Source organism: Nostoc sp. NMS9, from assembly GCF_017114995.1.
GTDB lineage: Bacteria > Cyanobacteriota > Cyanobacteriia > Cyanobacteriales > Nostocaceae > Nostoc.
In genome coordinates, this window is the sequence record NZ_JABXKL010000098.1 from 1 (window position 1) to 20217 (window position 20217).

General features: G+C 42.2%; 14 protein-coding genes and 1 pseudogene. 6 read left to right on the plus strand and 9 right to left on the minus strand.

Translation table 11 applies throughout. The features are described from left to right. Positions 1-366: 366 nt before the first annotated feature. Positions 367-456 (plus strand): annotated as a pseudogene (locus HWQ40_RS32420) (nicotinate-nucleotide diphosphorylase (carboxylating)); the annotation flags it as partial. A gap of 147 nt (positions 457-603) precedes the next feature. Here the strand turns inward: HWQ40_RS32420 and HWQ40_RS32425 are convergent. The 3 genes from HWQ40_RS32425 to uvrA all read right to left on the minus strand — a co-directional run bounded on the left by HWQ40_RS32425 (position 604) and on the right by uvrA (position 5402). After that, complete coding sequence (locus HWQ40_RS32425; protein ID WP_292786086.1) at positions 604-927, minus strand: hypothetical protein; 324 nt, start codon at positions 925-927, stop codon at positions 604-606. 311 nt (positions 928-1238) lie between these two features. Beyond that, positions 1239-2122, minus strand: a protein-coding gene (locus HWQ40_RS32430; RefSeq protein ID WP_292785031.1) for an IS630 family transposase whose coding sequence is annotated in 2 segments (ribosomal slippage) — positions 1239-1781 and positions 1784-2122 — 882 coding nt in all. Because the reading frame shifts where the segments join, the coding sequence is not laid out codon by codon here. A 343-nt stretch (positions 2123-2465) separates the two neighbouring features. After that, positions 2466-5402 (minus strand): excinuclease ABC subunit UvrA, encoded by a 2937-nt coding sequence (uvrA, locus tag HWQ40_RS32435; RefSeq protein ID WP_292786087.1) that lies wholly within the window; start codon positions 5400-5402, stop codon positions 2466-2468. Between the two features lie 182 nt (positions 5403-5584). On the opposite strand from uvrA, the gene HWQ40_RS32440 reads away from it, so the two are divergent. Together HWQ40_RS32440 and HWQ40_RS32445 are read left to right on the plus strand one after the other, a co-directional pair. Further along, positions 5585-6310, plus strand: a complete 726-nt coding sequence (locus tag HWQ40_RS32440) for a Uma2 family endonuclease (RefSeq protein WP_292786088.1) — start codon at positions 5585-5587, stop codon at positions 6308-6310. A 63-nt stretch (positions 6311-6373) separates the two neighbouring features. Next, positions 6374-7123, plus strand: a complete 750-nt coding sequence (locus HWQ40_RS32445) for a Uma2 family endonuclease (RefSeq protein WP_292786090.1) — start codon at positions 6374-6376, stop codon at positions 7121-7123. Between the two features lie 344 nt (positions 7124-7467). Here HWQ40_RS32445 and HWQ40_RS32450 read toward each other — a convergent pair whose 3' ends face one another. The 5 genes from HWQ40_RS32450 to HWQ40_RS32470 form a co-directional block, all read right to left on the minus strand. Further along, on the minus strand, positions 7468-10860 hold the full coding sequence (locus HWQ40_RS32450; RefSeq protein ID WP_292786091.1) for an AAA-like domain-containing protein: 3393 nt from the start codon (positions 10858-10860) through the stop codon (positions 7468-7470). 164 nt (positions 10861-11024) lie between these two features. After that, positions 11025-11651, minus strand: coding sequence for a type I restriction enzyme HsdR N-terminal domain-containing protein (locus HWQ40_RS32455; RefSeq protein ID WP_292786092.1), 627 nt, complete (start codon positions 11649-11651; stop codon positions 11025-11027). A 239-nt stretch (positions 11652-11890) separates the two neighbouring features. Then, on the minus strand, positions 11891-13531 hold the full coding sequence (locus HWQ40_RS32460) for an AAA-like domain-containing protein (RefSeq protein ID WP_292786118.1): 1641 nt from the start codon (positions 13529-13531) through the stop codon (positions 11891-11893). Positions 13532-14018: 487 nt separating this feature from the next. Then, the gene (locus tag HWQ40_RS32465) at positions 14019-15062 is read right to left on the minus strand and encodes a serine/threonine-protein kinase (protein ID WP_292786120.1); all 1044 of its coding nucleotides are present in this window, start codon (positions 15060-15062) and stop codon (positions 14019-14021) included. Positions 15063-15187: 125 nt separating this feature from the next. Continuing rightward, the gene (locus HWQ40_RS32470) at positions 15188-16081 is read right to left on the minus strand and encodes an alpha/beta fold hydrolase (RefSeq protein WP_292786093.1); all 894 of its coding nucleotides are present in this window, start codon (positions 16079-16081) and stop codon (positions 15188-15190) included. Between the two features lie 286 nt (positions 16082-16367). Between HWQ40_RS32470 and HWQ40_RS32475 the strand changes: the two genes are divergently transcribed. Beyond that, positions 16368-17126: a Uma2 family endonuclease gene (locus tag HWQ40_RS32475; protein WP_292786094.1), complete on the plus strand. Its 759-nt coding sequence runs from the start codon at positions 16368-16370 to the stop codon at positions 17124-17126. A gap of 122 nt (positions 17127-17248) precedes the next feature. Further along, complete coding sequence (locus HWQ40_RS32480; RefSeq protein WP_292786096.1) at positions 17249-18028, plus strand: MBL fold metallo-hydrolase; 780 nt, start codon at positions 17249-17251, stop codon at positions 18026-18028. A gap of 87 nt (positions 18029-18115) precedes the next feature. Here the strand turns inward: HWQ40_RS32480 and HWQ40_RS32485 are convergent, their stop codons facing one another. Further along, a complete protein-coding gene (locus HWQ40_RS32485; RefSeq protein WP_292786098.1) occupies positions 18116-19141 on the minus strand; it encodes a mechanosensitive ion channel family protein in 1026 nt (341 codons plus the stop codon). 108 nt (positions 19142-19249) lie between these two features. Here HWQ40_RS32485 and HWQ40_RS32490 point away from each other — a divergent pair, with 108 nt between their 5' ends. Beyond that, positions 19250-20167: a histone deacetylase gene (locus HWQ40_RS32490; protein WP_292786100.1), complete on the plus strand. Its 918-nt coding sequence runs from the start codon at positions 19250-19252 to the stop codon at positions 20165-20167. The last annotated feature ends 50 nt before the right edge of the window (positions 20168-20217 follow it).

Sequence of the window (20217 nt, forward strand, 5' to 3'; positions counted from 1 at the left end):
TGTTAAGCATACCGCCAGCGTTCATCCTGAGCCAGGATCAAACTCTCCGTTTTGTATTGGAAAGCTCTATAGCTCAACTTAGCTGCTCTTTTTTAACTTCAGCTTAGTTATTTTTATTTGCTTGACGCAATCCACTTGCTGTATAATCGCTTTCAAACTATAATATTTTCAAGGTTCGGTGTCCTTTTAGCGTCGCTTTTTCGCGCTCCGCTTCCAGCACTTATTCAATATAGCGAACCCAACTCCTTGTGTCAACTATTTTCTCCAAAATAATTTTGGACGGTTTTAGCATCACTATCAAAGCCTTGGATAGTAAGGGTTTTAGGCTATAGTATTGCTGAAGTCTCTAAGGAAGCAATGAAAGTTGTGAGCTTATCTGGTGTTTTGCCGCCCTGGTTGGTTTTAGATCCTCTGTTGCGTGCCTGGTTGTTGGAGGATATTGGTAGGGGCGATCGCTTTCCTAGCGCGTAAATTATTTATAGACTAATTCCTTTGCGCTTCAGTCTGACAGATGCTATCCAATGCCCTCAACGCCTTTGGATTCTGAGAGAGTGGCACTTATCCACACTGTGTCACCTGGTTCAGAAAACTTAATCGCGTTGCTCAGTAAATTGGTGAGGGTTTGCAGAAGGCGATTGGGATTTGCCCAAACCAAAGTTGAACTGTCACAGGATTTATAATCAGTCTGACTTGTAATTTATCTGCCATTGCTTGCATCGCTTCCGTTGCCATAATTAGCAAGTCTGCGGTGTTGCACTTGGCCTTTTGCATGAAGATTTTGCCCGATTTCATCCGCTCTAAATCGAGAATATCGTTCACCAAACAAATCAGGTGTTCAGTATTAGTGGTGGCAATGCTCAGGACTTTTTGCCTCTGTTCAGTCAGAGTTCCTATTTGTCCTGAACTCAATAAATCTAATGCTCCCATTGTGGAAGTTAAAGGTGTACTTTAAGATTCGTTCTGCCACTGCAAAATTCCTGGTTTTAATTTCACCGAAGGGTGCGAAAAACTTTTATGAATAAATCGGCCAAGTAGCAGATAATCTATCGCTAAATATGGAAAAAGTGCAGCCTGTTTTGAACAAATATGGTATGGATTGTAGTTTATTGCATAAAGTTTTCGTTTGGATGGATTTGGGTGCATATTTGTGTACCCCTATTCGGAAAGGCAATATAGAGACACGCAGAGTTCGTGTTGGAAATCGCTTTCGTTGATAAATATAGCAATCGCCAAGGCAGTTAGGACGCTGTGCGAAGAACATCTTCTATGGCATCTCGAAGACAGTCAAATTGAATGAGTTGTTTACGAATTCGACTCTTCAACCATGACCAACATCGCTCAATTTTATTAAGATCAGGCGAATAAGGCGGTAAGTATTTTAAGTGACAGTCTGCCGCTTCAATTAATTCTTGAATACATCCGCCTCGGTGAAATGTAGCATTATCTGCAATCACTATTTGTCCGGGTTTAAGCGCTGGAATTAAACAAGTTTCAAGCCAAGTTTCAAATACGTTTCGCTTCCTTGCTCCCTCAACAGTAAACGGAGCAAATAACTTCCCATTACAACAAGCGGCGATCATATTAACTCGCCCTTGCCTCCTGCCACTTTTAAGAGCATGAAAGCGATTGCCTCTTTGATTCCAACCATACCTATAATCTTCTCTATTATCCAGTCCAGCTTTGTCTATATAGACTATTGACTCTGGTTTATACATCGCTATCTCTTCACTGAATGCTTGTCGTTTAACTTCATCTCGTTCTTGATAACCATAAGTTTTTTTTTACGAGTGAACCCAATTTTCCGTAAGGCTCTTGATATTGTGCGAGCGCTAATTTCTTTAATTTCTACTGACCATAGTTTGGCCATCTCTACTTGGGTTTTATCCCCATTAACCTCGACAAATTTCCCAAATTTTTCCCAGTCAGTAATTTTATCACCATTCCCTAATGGTTGATTTGGTAAAGCTTGGTAATCTCCAGTGGTGGCTTTACGTTGAAGCCATAGGTTGATTGTATTTCGACTGATTTGAAAAACTTGAGATGCTTCACTCTTGCTCATCCCGTCTAACTCAATTGCTTGAATTACTTTCTGACGTAGGTCGTAACTGTAGGGTTTTGGCATTATCTATTCCTCTACTGTCCGCTTGAGCAGTATCAATATTTGTTACTTTACTCATCAAGTATACTGTTTGTCCTAATCGCCTTGGCGGTTGCTATAAATCTATTTCTACAAAAATCCTATACACCATGTTGCTCAAGTTCTGGCGGAAATCTTAAAAGCGCAAGCTGTTCCCTTTCCTCCTAACCCAATAAGTTATATGGATTCTACCTTTTGATGAATACGGTATAGCCATTGAACTTTATCCTTTAGGTTCTCAAATAGAACCATTTTATAATAAGCGATCGCTTTTATTTGCACTTACTCTGCGGTAAGCCTCTTTGCATCTATATCTAAGACCAAAACTCTACTTTCTCATCGCCGGATATTGTTTTAATACCTGCTGTAAATATTGCCCAGTATAAGATTTGGGATTTTTTGCTACTTCTTCTGGTGTACCCACAGCAATTAATTCTCCGCCTTTGTCGCCACCTTCTGGCCCCAAATCTATTACCCAATCAGAACAACGAATTACATCTAAGTTGTGTTCAATTACTAAAATTGAATTCCCTTTATCTACCAATCTTTGCAACACATCTAACAATTTATGGACATCGTAAAAAGATAACCCTGTTGTCGGTTCATCTATTAAATAAAGTGTCTTACCTGTGGCGCGTCGAGATAGTTCTGTTGCTAATTTTACCCGTTGCGCTTCGCCACCAGATAAGGTAGTCGCAGGTTGTCCTAATTGGACATAACCCAACCCGACATCAAATAAAGTTTGCAAACGCGCGATCGCTTTGGGAATATTCTGGAAAAAGTCTAAACTTTCCTCAACTGTCATTCTCAGAACATCAGAAATAGACTTATCTTTGTACTTCACCTGCAAAGTTTCGCGGTTGTATCTTGCACCTTTACAAATTTCGCATTGCACGTAAACATCCGGGAGAAAGTTCATTTCAATAACATTCACACCCTGTCCGCTACAAGCTTCACAACGTCCACCTTTAACGTTGAAGGAAAATTGTCCAGGTTTATAGCCCCTAGCTTTGGCTTCTACTGTTTGGGAAAATACATCCCGAATGGCATCAAAAATTCCTGTGTATGTTGCAGGGTTAGAACGTGGTGTGCGTCCAATTGGGGATTGATCGATAACGATCGCTTTATCAATCGCATTTAATCCCTGAATTTTATCCAAATGTCTGGGTAAGGGAACTTTCTTAGTTAAATGGTGTTGCAGAGACGGGTACAGTAATTCGTTAATCAGGGTAGATTTGCCAGAACCAGACACACCAGTAATGGAGACGAGTTTACCTAGCGGAATGTCTACATCTATATTTTGTAAATTGTTGCGATGGGCATTTTTAATTCCTAAACTCCGCCCATTTCCTTCTCGGCGTTCTGCTGGTGTGGTAATTACTCGCCTTCCTGATAAATATGCACCCGTCAAAGAATCTTCTGCTGCTAATAAGGCCTGAAAATCTCCTTGGGCGATAATATTTCCGCCGTGAATTCCTGCACCGGGACCAATATCAACTATGTGGTTGGCTGCACGAATTGTTTCTTCATCATGCTCAACGACAATTAATGTATTACCCAAATCGCGTAATTTCGTTAAGGTTTTGAGCAACCTGCCATTATCTCGTTGATGCAAACCAATACTCGGTTCATCTAAAACGTAGAGAACTCCTGTTAATCCAGAACCAATTTGCGTTGCTAGACGAATTCGTTGGGCTTCGCCACCAGAAAGGGTCATGGCGGGACGATCAAGGGTGAGGTAATCTAAACCTACATCTAACAAAAATTGCAATCTAGCTTTGATTTCTCTCAGGACTAAATCAGCAATTTGTAACTGGCGATCGCTCAACTTAAATTGCTCAATTCTCTCCTGACAATCTCGAATTGATACGATAGTCAAATCTAAAATTCCATATTGTCCCAACTTCACCGCCAACGCTTCCGGTTTTAATCGTTTTCCTCCACAAACTTCACACGGTTGATCGATTAAATACTGCTCTAATTTTTGCTTAACTAATTCAGAACCACCTTCATATTGTCGTTGCAAAATTGGAATAGCACCTTTGAAATTCTGCTTCCTCTGTGCCTCTGCGGCTCGTTCATCTTTCTCTCCAAACAAAATAATTTGCTGTTGTTCTTCTGTCAGCTTGCTCCAATTTGTCTGCAACTCAAATCCATAAATCTGTCCGACGCTATAGAGTAATTCTAAGTAATAAGAATTGTCTTTTTCTGACCAAGGCGCGATCGCAGCATAAACTGGCGCTTCCCAGTCGGGTACAATCAAGTCTGGCGCAAATCTTCTTAAAGTCCCAATTCCATGACAGTGCGGACAAGCACCATAAGGTGAGTTAAAGGAGAACAATCGCGGCGATAATTCCTCCATTACCGCGCCATGTTCTGGACAGGCAAAGTTTTCCGAAAATACTAATTCTTCTTCGGAGCTAGACCCCCCGCCTTCGGCACCCCCCCTTGCCAAGGGTGGGTTAGGGGGGGGTTCCTGAGATGACTCATGACTAATGACAATACTGGCAATCCCACCCGATTGCTTGAGACACGTAGACAGGGAATCAACCAAACGCTCCTGAATATCAGTTTTTTTCACCAAGCGGTCGATTACTACTTCGATGGTGTGGGTAAAGTTTTTATCCAATTCAATGGAATCTGACAGTTCGCGGATCTCGCCATTGATTCGCACGCGGACAAAACCTTGGGATACCAGACTTGACAAAAGCTTACGATGTGTGCCTTTTTTCCCCCGGACAACGGGTGCAAGAATTTGGAAGCGGGTGCGGTCTGGTAATTCCATGATGCGATCGCACATCTCATCGATTGTCTGGGGTGCAATACAGCGATCGCATATCGGACAATGGGGTTCACCAGCCCGGCCAAACAACAGCCGCAAATAGTCGTAAATCTCTGTCACCGTACCCACTGTGGAACGAGGATTATGAGAGGTTGACTTTTGGTCAATGGAAATTGCTGGACTTAAGCCTTCAATCGCTTCCACATCCGGCTTATCCAACTGTCCTAGAAATTGCCGTGCGTAGGCGCTGAGGGATTCTACGTAACGACGTTGCCCTTCAGCGAAAATGGTATCAAAGGCTAGGGAAGACTTACCAGAACCAGAAACGCCAGTGAATACGATTAGGCGATCACGTGGCAATTCCAAGTCAATATTTTTCAGATTATGCTGCCTAGCACCCCGAATCCGAATGGTATTCTGGCTGTTGTGGCTGGGGTACGGAAGATGTCCATTCAAGGATGCTGCTAGCTGTTGGTCTGACATATTGGGCGGCGAAGAAGGAGTTTCTGATGAAACAGTCCTTAATAATACTATCTTTAATCGGTTTATTGTAGAACAATAGTACTGTTATAGGGAGTTATCATTCCAGATTCATGCCGCAGACATACTTTAGAGTCTGCTAATTTGGAAGCATCCCGATTAAATATCCTTCTGAGGGCGAAGCTATGGTATCGCAAATCCAACCGCCGACCCAGCCAGAGGTCATCTACCCAGATAGTGACGGACAACCAGTGGCAAATAATACTATACAGTTTGGCTGGATTGTAGAAATCAAGCAGAATTTAGATTGGCTATTTGCTGACGATCCAAATGTATTTGTCGCCGGGGATTTATTTTGGTATCCGGTAGAGGGACGCAACAAAATTGTTAACGCCCCAGATGTGCTGGTGGTATTAGGTAGACCAAAAGGCGATCGCTTGTGCTACCAACAATGGAAAGAGGAGGGAATTGCACCACAAGTTGTGTTTGAAATTCTTTCTCCCAGCAACACCCAAACTGAAATGGACAAGAAATTACTTTTCTATGACCGCTATGGCGTGGAAGAGTATTACATTTACGATCCTGAGAAAAATAATTTGCGTGGATGGTTGCGTAGTGAAGATGGGTTAGATGTCATCCCCCAAATGGAAGATTGGGTTAGTCCTCTGTTAAAAATTCGCTTTGTTCCATCATCAGAGGGTTTACAGTTATATCGCCCTGATGGAGAAAGGTTTTTAACTTATACAGAAATTTCTCGCAACGCCGAACAAGAACGGCAACGGGCGGAACTTGCAGAACAAGCCAGAAGAGATGCCATACCGCGATTATTGCAAATGAATTTGACCATTGAACAGATTGCCCAAGCTTTGGCATTGTCAGTGGAAGAAGTGCAAACCCTTGCTCAGGAGTAACGCCGTGTGCAATTTTTTAATTGGGTCATTAGAAATTGAATTTGTACTTGAGATATTCTGATCATGCTAGCCAATGCAGCCACCCATAATGTCACCTGGGAAAAGTTACCTGATGATTTTGTTTTAGACAACGAGCCAGTGGATAACATTAATCAGCCACTCTTGGCTGCTGCTTTAACTGAAAGCTTAGAAATTGCTGGCAGATTACCCACTGATGCTTTAACCATCACTAATTACGGTATTTGCGCCACTTTGAATAATCGATTTGTCGTCAAAGCGCCAGATTGGGGTTATGTATCATCTATTCGAGTCTCACGGGAAGAAGTGAAGCGCAGTTATACGCCACGACTCCAAGGCGATATTCCCGTAATTGTGATGGAATTTCTCTCAGATACCGAAGGTGGAGAGTATTCCAGTAAACCGACCTATCCCCCTGGTAAATGGTTTTATTATGAGCAGATTTTACAAGTGCCAAACTATGCCATTTTTGAATTAGATAGCGGAGTTTTAGAAGTTTATCGGCGAGATGATTTAGGATATTATCAACTGCAAACACCAGATGCAAACAATCGTCACTGGATTGCCGAAATGAATTTGTTTTTAGGCGTATGGCAAGGAAGCCAAGAAAACCGCACAGGTTATTGGTTACGTTGGTGGGATGACAACGGCGAACTATTACTGTGGGGTTTGGAGTTAGCAGCAAAAAAACGGCAAGAGAAAAATGTCGCTCAACAGCTTGCAGAACAAGAAAGTCAGCGTGCAGAGAGATTAGCTGCTCAATTAAAAGCGCTGGGAGTGGAACCGGAGGTTTAACTTGGAACTTCGACCTTTTTGCTCGGTCATTAGTGTTCGGGACTCGGAAGTTCGACCTTTTTGCTAGGTCATTGGTGTTCAGAACTCGGAAGTTCGACCTTTTTACTCGGTCATTAGTGTTCGGAACTCGGAAGTTCGACCTTTTTACTCGGTCATTGGTGTTCGGAACTCGGAACTTCGACCTTTTTGCTCGGCCATTGGTGTTCGGAACTTGAAACACCGAGTTCAGAACTGCGATCGCATTTCTTTTTTAGTGAGCAATCGCCTATTATGAATATTAACTCGCCATAACTTCCTCATCCCCCGGTTGGTGAGCGAAGTCGAACCACATCCCCCTCATCTCTCTACTGCCTTGGACACACCTTAACCGCATCAGGATGGCTAATTAAATAACTCTTAAGCCGACTGCAACCCTGTGCTAATAAATCATCAAGATTTAGGTTCCACAATTTGATGGTGTTGTCACCACTAGCGGAAGCTAAAGTTTTGCCATCCGGGCTAAACTCGACGCTGTAAACCGAATCGCTATGCCCAATCAGGGTGGTAATTTCTTTGCCTGTGTCGAGATTCCACAATTTGATGGTGTTGTCATCGCTGGCAGAAGCTAAAGTTTTGCCATCCGGGCTGAAGACGACGCTGTTGACTTTTTGGCTATGCCCCCTGAGAGTGGTAATTGCTTTGCCTGTGTCGAGATTCCACAATTTGATGGTCTTGTCATAACTAGCAGAAGCTAAAGTTTTGCCATCCGGGCTAAAGACGACGCTGCTAACCCTATCGCTATGCCCCCTGAGAGTGGTAATTTCTTTGCCTGTGTCGAGATTCCACAATTTGATTGTCTTGTCATAACTAGAGGAAGCTAAAGTTTTGCCATCCGGGCTGAAGACGGCGCTGCTGACCCTATCGCTATGCCCCCTGAGAGTGGTAATTTCTTTGCCTGTGTCGAGATTCCACAATTTGATTGTCTTGTCATAACTAGAGGAAGCTAAAGTTTTGCCATCCGGGCTGAAGACGGCGCTGCTGACCCTATCGCTATGCCCCCTGAGAGTGGTAATTTCTTTGCCTGTGTCGAGATTCCACAATTTGATTGTCTTGTCACTACTGGCGGAAGCTAAAGTTTTGCCATCTGGGCTGAAGACGGCCGTGATGACCCAATCGCTATGCCCCCTGAGAGTGGTAATTTCTTTGCCTGTGTCCCGATTCCACAATTTGATTGTCTTGTCATAACTGGCAGAAGCTAAAGTTTTGCCATCCGGGCTGAACACTACGCTGTTGACCCAATTGCTATGCCCCCTGAGAGTGGTAATTTCTTTGTGCGTGTCGAGATTCCACAATTTGATTGTCTTGTCATAACTGGCAGAAGCTAAAGTTTTGCCATCCGGGCTGAACACTACGCTGTTGACCCAATTGCTATGCCCCCTGAGAGTGGTAATTTCTTTGTGCGTGTCGAGATTCCACAATTTGATTGTCTTGTCATAACTGGCAGAAGCTAAAGTTTTGCCATCCGGGCTGAACACTACGCTGTTGACCCAATTGCTATGCCCCCTGAGAGTGGTAATTTCTTTGTGCGTGTCGAGATTCCACAATTTGATTGTCTTGTCATCGCTGGCAGAAGCTAAAGTTTTGCCATCCGGGCTGAACATTACGCTGTAGACCTTATCGCTATGCCCCCTGAGAGTGGTAATTTCTTTGCCTGTGTCCCGATTCCACAATTTGATTGTCTTGTCACTACTGGCGGAAGCTAAAGTTTTGCCATCCGGGCTGAACACTACGCTGTTGACCTTATCGCTATGCCCCCTGAGAGTGGTAATTTCTTTGCCTGTGTCCCGATTCCACAATTTGATTGTCTTGTCATAACTGGCAGAAGCTAAAGTTTTGCCATCCGGGCTGAACACTACGCTGTTGACCGAATCGCTATGCCCCCTGAGAGTGGTAATTTCTTTGCCTGTGTCCCGATTCCACAATTTGATTGTCTTGTCATAACTGGCAGAAGCTAAAGTTTTGCCATCCGGGCTGAACACTACGCTGTTGACCGAATCGCTATGCCCTTCGAGACGATTTTGTTCGCGAATATTAGTACTAGATAGAATTCTCTGTAAATTAGACAAAGGGCTGTATGCTGGATAGTCTGCTAAAGATTGTTTATCCTTGACCAGACTTTTTAATGTTCCTGCCGTCTCCATTGCTAATAGCAGAGCATCAAATTTCCTGGAAGACTCAAACAACTGCAACGCATTTGTTCCGTCTTGTTCCAATCGCGTAACCGTTAAAGCAACTTCTCTGGCTGCTTCTGCCTTTTTTAATTCCTCAAGACTTTTTTGAGTAGCTATAGATGATGCTACTGCCCCTATTAGAGCAAAACCTAACACCAAAGAACCAATACGAATTCGTTGATTAGCTTTGTGGTTCGCCTCTGCTAAAACTTGCTTTGCCTGTTCCTCTGCCTCCAGTCTTTTCTGCACATCACGTTTTTCCAACTCTTGGCTAGCAGCTAAAAACTGATAGTCTAAGTCACTCAAACTTTTATCGACTGCCCATTCTTGAGCATCTTGCAAAGTCTTTCCCCGGAACAAGCGCGACTCATCTTGACGTTCCGACTCAACCCAGGCATTCAATGCAGCCGAGTAAGGACGCAACTTTGCCAAGATTTTTTCAGCCCACTCCTGTTTAAACACCTCTGCATAAATCCGGTTATAAATTCGTAGCTTACCGTCTCGCTTCACCACTAACCCCGTCAGCTGCAATTCTGTTTGTTCAGGACTGTCATCAGTTTCTATCTCTCCCTGTTGCGAAATTTGCTGACACAACCCCAACAATCGCCCAGTTCTCTGTTCCCCACTCTGCATGATTCTGTCTCGAATCGTCTTCAAATGCTCCGGCTCGTCTTGCGTTTCCCAATTCTCAATAATCCCCTCGCGTACCAACTCTTCCACCCAGTCCCCAATCTCTATTCCCCAATTCCTAGTCTCTAGTCCCCCCTGCACCAGCAACTTACAAACTTTTTGGGTCAAAAACGGCTGTCCTCCCGTCCAGTCCAGCACCACCTGCATTAATTCTTGAGAATCACCCACTTCAGCCAAACCCCGCGCCAAGGGTTGCGCTTCTGGGAGTTGAAAGCCAGTTAAATCAATTGCCTGTCCAATATTAAAAGGTGTGCGGCGTTTGTCTTGAATCAAATCTGAAGGCGTAGATACTCCAATCAAAGCAAAAGTGAGGCGATTATATTCAGGATGGTCTGCTCGTCGGTTGTAGCAATCGCGGATAACTGCAAAAAAGTCATCCAAGTTAAATGAAAGACTTAGAATGCTGTCAATTTCATCAATAAAAATAACAATCTTTTCAGTAATTGTTTGAAGTAAAACCGTTTCAATAAACTTGCTCAAGCGCTGCACTGGTGACAGCAAACCGTTATTATTCCACCAAGTATCTAAATCAAAAGTTGTATAAATATTAAAACTTCCCACCAGAGTATCAATCACCCCGGCATACCACTGTTCTGGGGTAATATCTGCCGTCCCAATAGCTGTAATATCAACAACAGCACAAGCAAATCCTTCTGTTTGCAACTGCTGCATTACCCGCACCCGCAAGCTAGATTTCCCCATCTGCCGAGAATTGAGTACATAACAAAAATCCCCAGCCTTCAAGCCTTCATAGAGGTCATCGTCAGCTTGCCGTCGAACATAAGTTGGTGCATTTTGAGGAAGACTACCGCCGACTTGATACTGGTACTGAGTCACGTCGCTTCGCTCCGAATTAAAAATTAAAAATTAAAAAATTATGAAATACAACGTGAGTTCGAAAAACCTTTCCCTGCCTTGAACTAAAGTTCAAGTCTGTCCCTCTCCGAATCGGAGAGGGACGGTTTTGCGTAGTAAAACTGGGGAGAGGTCATAATTACAAATTACGAATTACGAATTAAACCAGCTAGATGTTTTAACACTTTTACGACAGTATATAAGTCATCCCCGCGATTAAGCGACAGTGTGTAAGATAAGGCATATCTCGGTGTAACCTGTTTCGTCAACTTAATAAATCTAAATTCACTACCATTGGTGACAAACCCAAAAACAGGTTTTGCCGAAGTTGCATCTGCCAACATATAAGCCAATGCTTGTGGAATTGCTGGCACTAACGAGTAATCTGCTCGTTTTGCCTCAATTACGAGAACCCAAAGTGGAGGATGGAACACCAAGATATCAATACGTCCTCTAACAATTGTGCCTTCGTCTTCAGAAGAAATTCTGACCTCTTGTTCCGAGGCGATGTAGAAAGGCGGTTGATAAAAACCTGCTAGACGCAATAGTGGAGATAGCACCACCATTTTGACTACAGGTTCTAAAATAGGATATTTCGATAGATGCAAATATTCTGCCTTGACTTCGTTGAGAGATTGCTTTTCTAAGTCACTCAACTCAGCTAAATCTTGCTGCCACTCTGAAAAAAAATGTTCGTCGTCTGCAAGTTGTAGACCAAATTCATCAATAAGTTGGGCTAGGGTGATATCTTTTCCTTGAATAACCTGAACCATTGTTAATCCTTTTAGTTATAGCGATTCAAAAAATGTTTGCGATAGATTACCCCACCCTAACCCTCCCCTTAGAAAGGGGAGGGAACCAGATTTCTGATCTCCCTCCTTAACAAAGGGGGATTAAGGGGGGTGATACCTGGATAAGCGGAGGGTTTTGTCTATGTGTCGCATTCTTTTTTCAAATTCATATTAAATGGTAATTGCAGATAAAAGTCTTATTGCACTCCTAATGTACTTTTTTAATTTTTCAACCCCAAGCGATGCCAAAAATATTGACGATACAATTCACACAGAGGTATCACTTCATTGCCTTGAAACTTAACTAACCCCATACTGCGGAGTTTAAACGCTTCAGTTGTGCCTACATCCACGGGGCGATTTGCCATCATCACTTGTTTAACCGCAGCTAGCAATTCTGCATCCTCTTGCAAATTCAGCCAATGGCGGCGTAAATGGTCACTGTAAGGCCCTTCCTCAGTTGCCGCGATTTTTTGCAGATTTTCCAGCGTCATCCGACCACGGGCAATTTCATAAAGCGCTACTCGCACTAAATAAGGATGACCACCCACCAGTGTCATTAATTCTTCAATTTGTAAGTTAGACCAATTGAGTTTGTGACGCTGTACCAAGTTTTGTACTTGTATTTGATTTAAGTCTGGCAACTCAATGGGTAAACCGACATTAAAAGGCGACTGATTTATATTGAGTGGGATATAAACTTCCTTAGAATGTACAATCACCAACCGGAGATTTTTCCAAACTGTCTCATTCTTTGACCGCTCATGCCAAGCTCGTAGTAATCCAAAAAAATCAGCCGCAATTATCGGATGCTTGAAGACTTCATCGACTTCATCCAAACCCAAAGCTACGGGGTTATTAATCGCGGGTAATAAATACCGTTGAAAATAATTTGTACATTTATTCTTGCTACCTAAAACACCTTTCCAATACTCGTCTAACTTATCGGGTAGATTCAGTTCGTAAGTAATGCTAGCGCAGAACCACTGCAAAAACTGATCTAAATTGCCGAGAAATTCTGCATCGGCTGACTGGAAATTCACAGGTGCAGTCTGATAGCCATGTTGACTAGCATGATGTAGAACCCTTGACATGAGCGAAGTTTTGCCCATCTGCCGGGGAGCTTTGATGCGAATTAAGGCCCCTGGTTGAAGAATCGCTTCATAACAGTCTACCTCAATAGGCGATCGCTCGACATAGAAAGCAGAGTTTAGAGATACCTGCCCTTCTGGATTTTCCAAGGAGATTGCTGTTTTTATCTCGGTATCTGGAATCGTTTCGTTAGCAGAGATAGCACCTTGGGAATTGTTCCGACTTTTCAGCACTGGGGTGGAAGACTCTGGAATACTTTCTAAGTCAATAGCGCTACAGCCAAATTCATAAGCATCTTCATAAGACCTATCAGCGCCCAGTGCATCATAAAAGCCTACCGCAAATTCAATTGCCGCCCTGTCCCCAATTGCCCGATTCATCCCAACTACGCAATTAATGTGTTGGTAAATTGCCTCAGCTTGCACCTCGCTATAACAGGCATTTAATAAGATACACTCAACTTTGTCTTTAAATAACTTAAATAACCTTGCCAGTGACTCTGTACTCACTAGCTGCATTTGCCCTGTATTATTTTCCAAGGCTAAACCTTGATTTCCTCCACCATGTCCAGAAAAATGGATGATATGAGGATTATGATCTAAAAGCGCACGCCGCAAATCGTCAGGTCGCACCGCCCATTTAGTAATCAGTTCAAACTTATCTCGGCTACGAGAGCGTTGCAACCCTTCCTGAATTTCCCTTACTTCCTCGTCCAAGCGGAGTTTGTCTGTCGTTGTGGGATTAGCTGACACAATCAGGATTTTTTTCACAGCGCTATCAACTATTGAATGCAAGCTTTTGACTTAGATGTAGTTTACTACAGCAGATAACTAGACAATTACTGATAGCACGTTACCGTTAATCAGTCTTTTAGCTTCATTAATGAGCCTTTGAACTCCATTAATCAGTCTTTAAACTCCATTAATGAGCCTTTTAGCTCCATTAATGAGCCTTTGAATTCCATTAATGAGCCTTTGAATTCCATTAATGAGCCTTTGAATTCCATTAATCAGTCTTTTAGCTTCATTAATGAGCCTTTTAGCTCCATTAATGAGCCTTTGAACTCCATTAATGAGCCTTTTAGCTCCATTAATCAGTCTTTGATACTCATGCAAATTCCAGCAAATTTTACAAGCGTGGAATATACATAATTGTAGGGGCACAATATATTGTGCCCCTACGCGTGTAGTCTATTCAATTGAAAACTGCTGTAATCCTTAGCCAGATGCAACCTAATTAATCTTAATTTCCGATTTTTTATTGGCAATCTGAGCTTAAATCAAAACTTTGACACTCTCTAGCTTCAGACAATTGCCTAACCGTATTACCAGGCTGATAACTTATCAAAGTTCCTGCAACCGCAGCTAGTGTAACAACAGTAGCTAGTCCCAACAAAGTAGTTCGTTTTTTAGGTTTGATTGTACTGATGAAATTCTCTATCCTAGTAGCACTACCAACAACCTCAATTGTCCCAAGTGCTTTTAAAGCAATAGCCGCATTAGCATAGCGACGTTTTCGGTTGCGTTCCACCATTTTCATCAACCACCACCGGAAACGCGGACTGATTTGAGGAACTAATTGCTGGAAATTAAAGCAATAGTTATCATCAATTAATTTGCCAATCTCAACAGAACGGGTATTAGTAAGTAAGCAAATTAGTGTTGCTCCTAAACTATATAAATCTGATGCTTCTGTCAGGGAATGACCAAACTGTTCTTCTGGTGGCATAAAACCTGGAGTCCCCACTACAAAGCTGCTCAGAGCTACTTTCGCACCCTGTATTCTCGCCAACCCAAAATCCACCAAGTAAGCATTTAGTTCTTCATCAACCAAAATATTCTCTGGCTTAATATCCCGATGAATAATTGGGGAAACTTGCTTTTGCAGATAAACCAAAATTTCTAAGATTGACAGAGCAATTTGCTTAATTTCTTCAGGATGAAAGCTGCGTTTTAATCCCAAGGATGGAGCATTTTTATATTCCTGTACCAGATAAAAAGCCCCTGGCATTTCAAAGGAATCTATATAGCGAGGAATGCGGGAATGATTGAGTTGTTGCAAGATTTCAATTTCGCGCTGATATGCTTTCACACCTGATAAATCAGCACCTGCACGAGCAAAACAAAACTCTTTAATTACCACTTGTTGATTAAAATTGAGGATATTAGCTAGATAAGTAATCCGTCCCCCTTCTCGGTTGCGTCCTAGTTCGCTGATGACTTGATAGCCAAGTTCTGAAAAATCTGGATGGTGATTTAAGGGAATTACCCTTTTATCTCCATTACGCACATCAAGCTCCATTTCACACACCATACGAGTTTGATTTTGTCAAGGCGCAATTCAAAGATTAAGATCCACTCACCCAGATTGTTAGCCCCATTTTTACTTTGCTTGGGCTAATACATATCGGCAGAAAGGCGAAATTATCACCTTTGCGCTAGCCAATCGACAATCTGGGCATTGACAACATCTGGAACCTCATCGTGAGGACAATGACCGGCATTGGGAATGGGAACAATTTTAATTTCTTTGCCATTCTCCCGCGCCTTTTCGTAAATCTTGGTCCCGGTAATTGGTGTCCAGGGATCGTCAGCACCCCAAATTACTAATAAAGGACGTTCTACTTTGGGCAAAAGTTCCTCTGGGCTTGGCCCAGGAGGCGCTGTGAGAATAGATGCGAAGACTTGTTGCGCTCCTGGATCGCAAGAGGGAGTATAAAGTAAATCAACTAATTCATCGGTGACAGCTTGGCGATCGCGGTAAACTTGATAGAGGGTGCGGCGAATTTGGGCTTTTTGGCGGATGCGGTTATAGACAAATTTACCTGTAATTGGCGATCGCACAAACCGATTAAAAGCTGCCATCACAATCCGTAGCGGTGGGTTCAATTCGTGAGGACGATGACTCAACCCACCCGCAGAGTTAATTAAAATACCACCAGCAGCAATTTCTGGATGTTCTACCAGTACTATTAAGCTCAAAAGTGCGCCAATAGAGTTGCCAATAAATACAGCAGGTTCTTGGATATGTGCTATGCAAAAATCTTTCAGCAGTTCCACCCAAACTTCTACACTGTAATCAATGGGCGCTTTATCGGAACCACCAAAACCCAAAAGGTCTATAGCAAATACCTGGTAGCCAGCATCAGCTAAAACTGGGATATTTTTGCGCCAGTGTCCAATGGAAGCGCCAAAGCCGTGAACCAGAACCAAAGGGCGTCCTGTACCCATGACAGTGTACTGAATTTTGTAACCCTGCCAAGTCCAAAAGAATTTATCAAAGGCGTCTTGGGTTGCAAGCTGTTGTGTAGTTACAGTCATTATTAAGATTAATAAAGTCTTTCTTAAATATAGTAATGTTCTCTGACTTAAAATGAAGTCTGAACAAAATGCTATTTTGAAATCAGTCCCAGCTGAGTTAAAGTCCTTGCCCTATAACCTATTTTGAATTGGAGCGTACCCCTTTGGGGAAGCAAGCTACGCGCAGCGTCTCTAAGAGTTGCGACCATGACCGAAAACGACTCATGATACAAGCCCCTAAATTTATTTATGGGGATCATTAATTTGGAATTTTGAATTTTGAATTTTGAATTCGGAGCGAAGCGACGTGACCCTTTCTGCTAACCAACTCAAGACCGAAATTATCTACCCCAGCTCTGATGGTAAACCAATGGCTGAGAGCGATCCAGCACGGGATTATCTAATTTATGCTGTAGAAGCCTTAGACATTTATTTCCAAGACCGAAATGATGTTTACGTATCGGGGAATCTATTTGTTTACTACAAAAAGGGCATTCCTAGTGCTGTGATTGCTCCTGATGTCTTTGTGGTATTTGAGGTAGACAAGAAAAAGCGCCTCAGCTACAAGGTTTGGGAAGAAGGGGGTAAAGTCCCTAATTTTATATTGGAAATCACTTCTGCAAGCACCCAAGAAAACGATGAAGAGGATAAACCCACGAAATATTCACTTTTAGGTGTGCAAGAGTATTTTCAGTATGACCCAACCGGAGATTACCTCAACCCACGACTAAAGGGTTCCTATTTATTTGAGGGCAAATATCAACCGATTACATCCAACTTTTTACCCGATGGTGTCTCGTCTTTTCACAGTGAAGTATTGGGTTTAGACCTCAGATTGATTGACGGAGAATTGCGGTTTTTTAACCCCCAAACTGGGAGAAAACTGTTAAGTCATAAAGAAACAGAACAAGCGCGACAAGAAGCAGAACAAGCGCGACAGGATGCAATACCTAGATTATTGGAATTAGGCTTGATAGAACAGATTGCCAGTACTCTTAGTTTATCGGTGGAAGAGGTGGTACTTATTTTATCGTTGGATCTGGGGAGACGGTTTTTAGAGGGATAGGTAAAAATTACTATAATTGAAATTATGATTACTGTGTGGTGAGAACGCAGTAGTAACCTCAATGCCTGCAAGAAAGCTGACATCATTGATAATGAAGGTAGACGTTATCTTCACATAAGTTTATGTTTTTAACTTGGTTAGACAGCAACTCTTGGCTGCTGGAAATCGGCGGAAAACGAATATTAATTGACCCTTGGCTGGTTGGTTCGTTAATTTTCAGTAATTTGGATTGGTTATTTAAAGGGTCGCGATCGCAAAATCGCCCAATCCCAGATAATATTGATTTGATTCTGCTGTCTCAGGGTTTAGAAGACCATGCACACCCACCAACGCTCAAGCTGTTAGATCGCAGCATCAAGGTTGTAGCTTCTCCCAATGCAGCTAAGGTAGTACAGCAGTTAGGCTACACCCAAGTTACAGTATTGGCTCATGGTGAAACTTTCACTTTAAATAATCAAATTGAGATCAAGGCTTTCCCCGGCTCTCCAATTGGTCCGACTCTGGTAGAAAATAGTTATCTCCTCAAAGAAGTGGAAAGTGGTTTAACTGTATACTACGAGCCTCACGGGTATCATTCCCCAGAACTTCAGCAAGCTGCACCTATCGATGTAGTGATTACGCCGTTTATTGATATGACGCTACCTTTGCTTGGGCCGATTATTAAAGGACAAAATAGTGCTTTAGAAGTAGTAAAATCATTACAGCCTAAAGTAATAATACCTACTGCGGCTGGTGGAGATGTGGCATTTGAAGGATTGCTAATGAAATTGATTCAGACTAAAGGAACTGCTGAGGAATTTCGCTCGTTATTAGAAAAAAACAATCTTTCGACACGGGTATTTCAGCCGAAACCAGGCGATCGCTTTGAACTACCATTAGAAAAACGAGCATTAGCAATCTAAGTTGTACCTAGCCCTAGCGATTAATCGAGGTCTTCAACCCGCGCAGGCGGGTTTTGCCTATATAGCTGCGACTTCTAATCGCCAGGGCTAATTTTGTTCCATAGCTGAATTATCTTGTATATACACTTCTCTAATCGGAAAAGGAATTTGAATTCCTGCTTTCTGATAGCGTTTGTGTAATTTCTTAACAAATAGATGTTTACCCATACGCTGATCAAAATATTCACTTACCCGCATATAAAGCGTAAAATCTATACTAAAATCATTAAAAGTATGAAATCTGATATATGGTTCATTTTCTTTTAATTCCGGTGCAATTTCTTGCATAACTTCCTTGGCAACTTCTACAGTAACTTTTTCAACTTGTTCCAAATCGCTATCATAACTTACACCAACATCCATTGTTAAAGTAATTTCTTTTGCAGGTAAATGATAATTTGTGAAAATTGCAGAAGACAACTTAGAATTAGGAACAATGACAACATTATTGGAAATTTCTTTAATTGTTGTATTCCGCCAAGAAATATCTATTACATATCCCTCATGTCCAGCATCTAATTTCACATAGTCTCCGGTTCTAACTTGTTTAGAAATAATTAAGTAAAAACCAGAAAACAGATTTGCAAGTGTGTCTTGAAGTGCCAAACCAACTGCTAGACCACCAATACCTAAAGTCGTGACTATCGGTGTAATTTGAACACCTACCGTTTGCAAGATGATTAATGTTCCTAAAACTAAAACAGTAGTCTTAGCAAGGTTAGAGATTAGTGATGTGGGAACTCCTTCTGCTCTGCGAATATATAAATTAAGAAATCCAGCAGTCAATTTGGCTAAGACTAAAGTTATTGAATACAGCAATGCCATCGTCAGAATTTTTTGCAGTACGATCGCAATATCTGGCTTGAGGGGTGCGCTCAGAACTGCCCAAAAAAAACCGCCAATGACAAACCAAATAAAAGTCATGCGGTGCAGAGAGTAAAATATAATATTACCCCCGGCAATACGTTTATTATTAACGAATGTTTCCAGTTTTTTGAAGATAACTTTTTCACCAATTATTCCAGCCAGTAAGCCAGCTAAAATAAACACTATCGGTGTAATCCATTCCATCATATCAATTTTAAATTTGGAATTTTAGATTTAGGATAACAGCATTTTTGCTGCGATTATGGCTAAATTTTACCTCGTTGTCGGATTAGCTGCTTGAGATTTTCTTCCCTTATGGACTTGCCAATTATTTACCACCCAGATTACATTGCTCCCCTACCTGAAGGACATCGTTTCCCGATGTCTAAGTTCCGACAACTCTATGAATTGCTGTTAGCTGATGGTGTAGCCAATCAAGAACAATTTCACACTCCTGAACGTCCGCTACTAGAATTGATAGAGTTAGTCCATACCGCAAGCTATGTTCAAGCTTACTGTGAAGGAACCCTAGATCCCAAAGCACAGCGTCGCATTGGTTTGCCTTGGAGTCCAGCATTAGCAAATCGTACTTGTGTCGCAGTAGGCGGTACGATACTCACTGCGAAACTGGCGCTAAGTCAGGGTTTAGCCTGTAATACTGCTGGTGGAACTCATCATGCTTTTCCTAGTTATGGATCTGGTTTTTGTATTTTCAACGATTTAGCGATCGCTTGTCGCGTTTTACAAAAACTGGGACTCGTCCAAAAAATCCTAATTGTGGATTTGGATGTTCATCAAGGAGACGGCACCGCTTTTATTTTCCAAGACGACGACAGCGTTTTTACTTTCTCCATGCACTGCGAAGTCAATTTCCCCGGTACTAAACAAAACAGTGATTTGGATGTTCCTTTGCCAGTGGGAATGGAGGATGACGCCTATTTGCAAACCTTAGCCAGTTATTTAGCAGATTTATTATCTAAAGTCAAGCCAGACTTAGTATTTTATGATGCTGGTGTTGACCCTCATATAGGCGATCGCTTGGGCAAATTAGCCCTTACCGATGCTGGCATTTTTCGCCGGGAAATGCAGGTTTTAAGTACCTGTATGAGTAGCGGTTATCCAGTCGCCTGCGTCATTGGCGGTGGTTATGCTGATGATATGAAATCTTTAGTCTGGCGACACTCCTTGCTGCATCGCGCCGCCAGTGAAGTTTACCATCAGTACAAACTATAGTCATTTAGTGGGCAATACTATCCCAAATTGTAGAGTTTTAAACACTATTT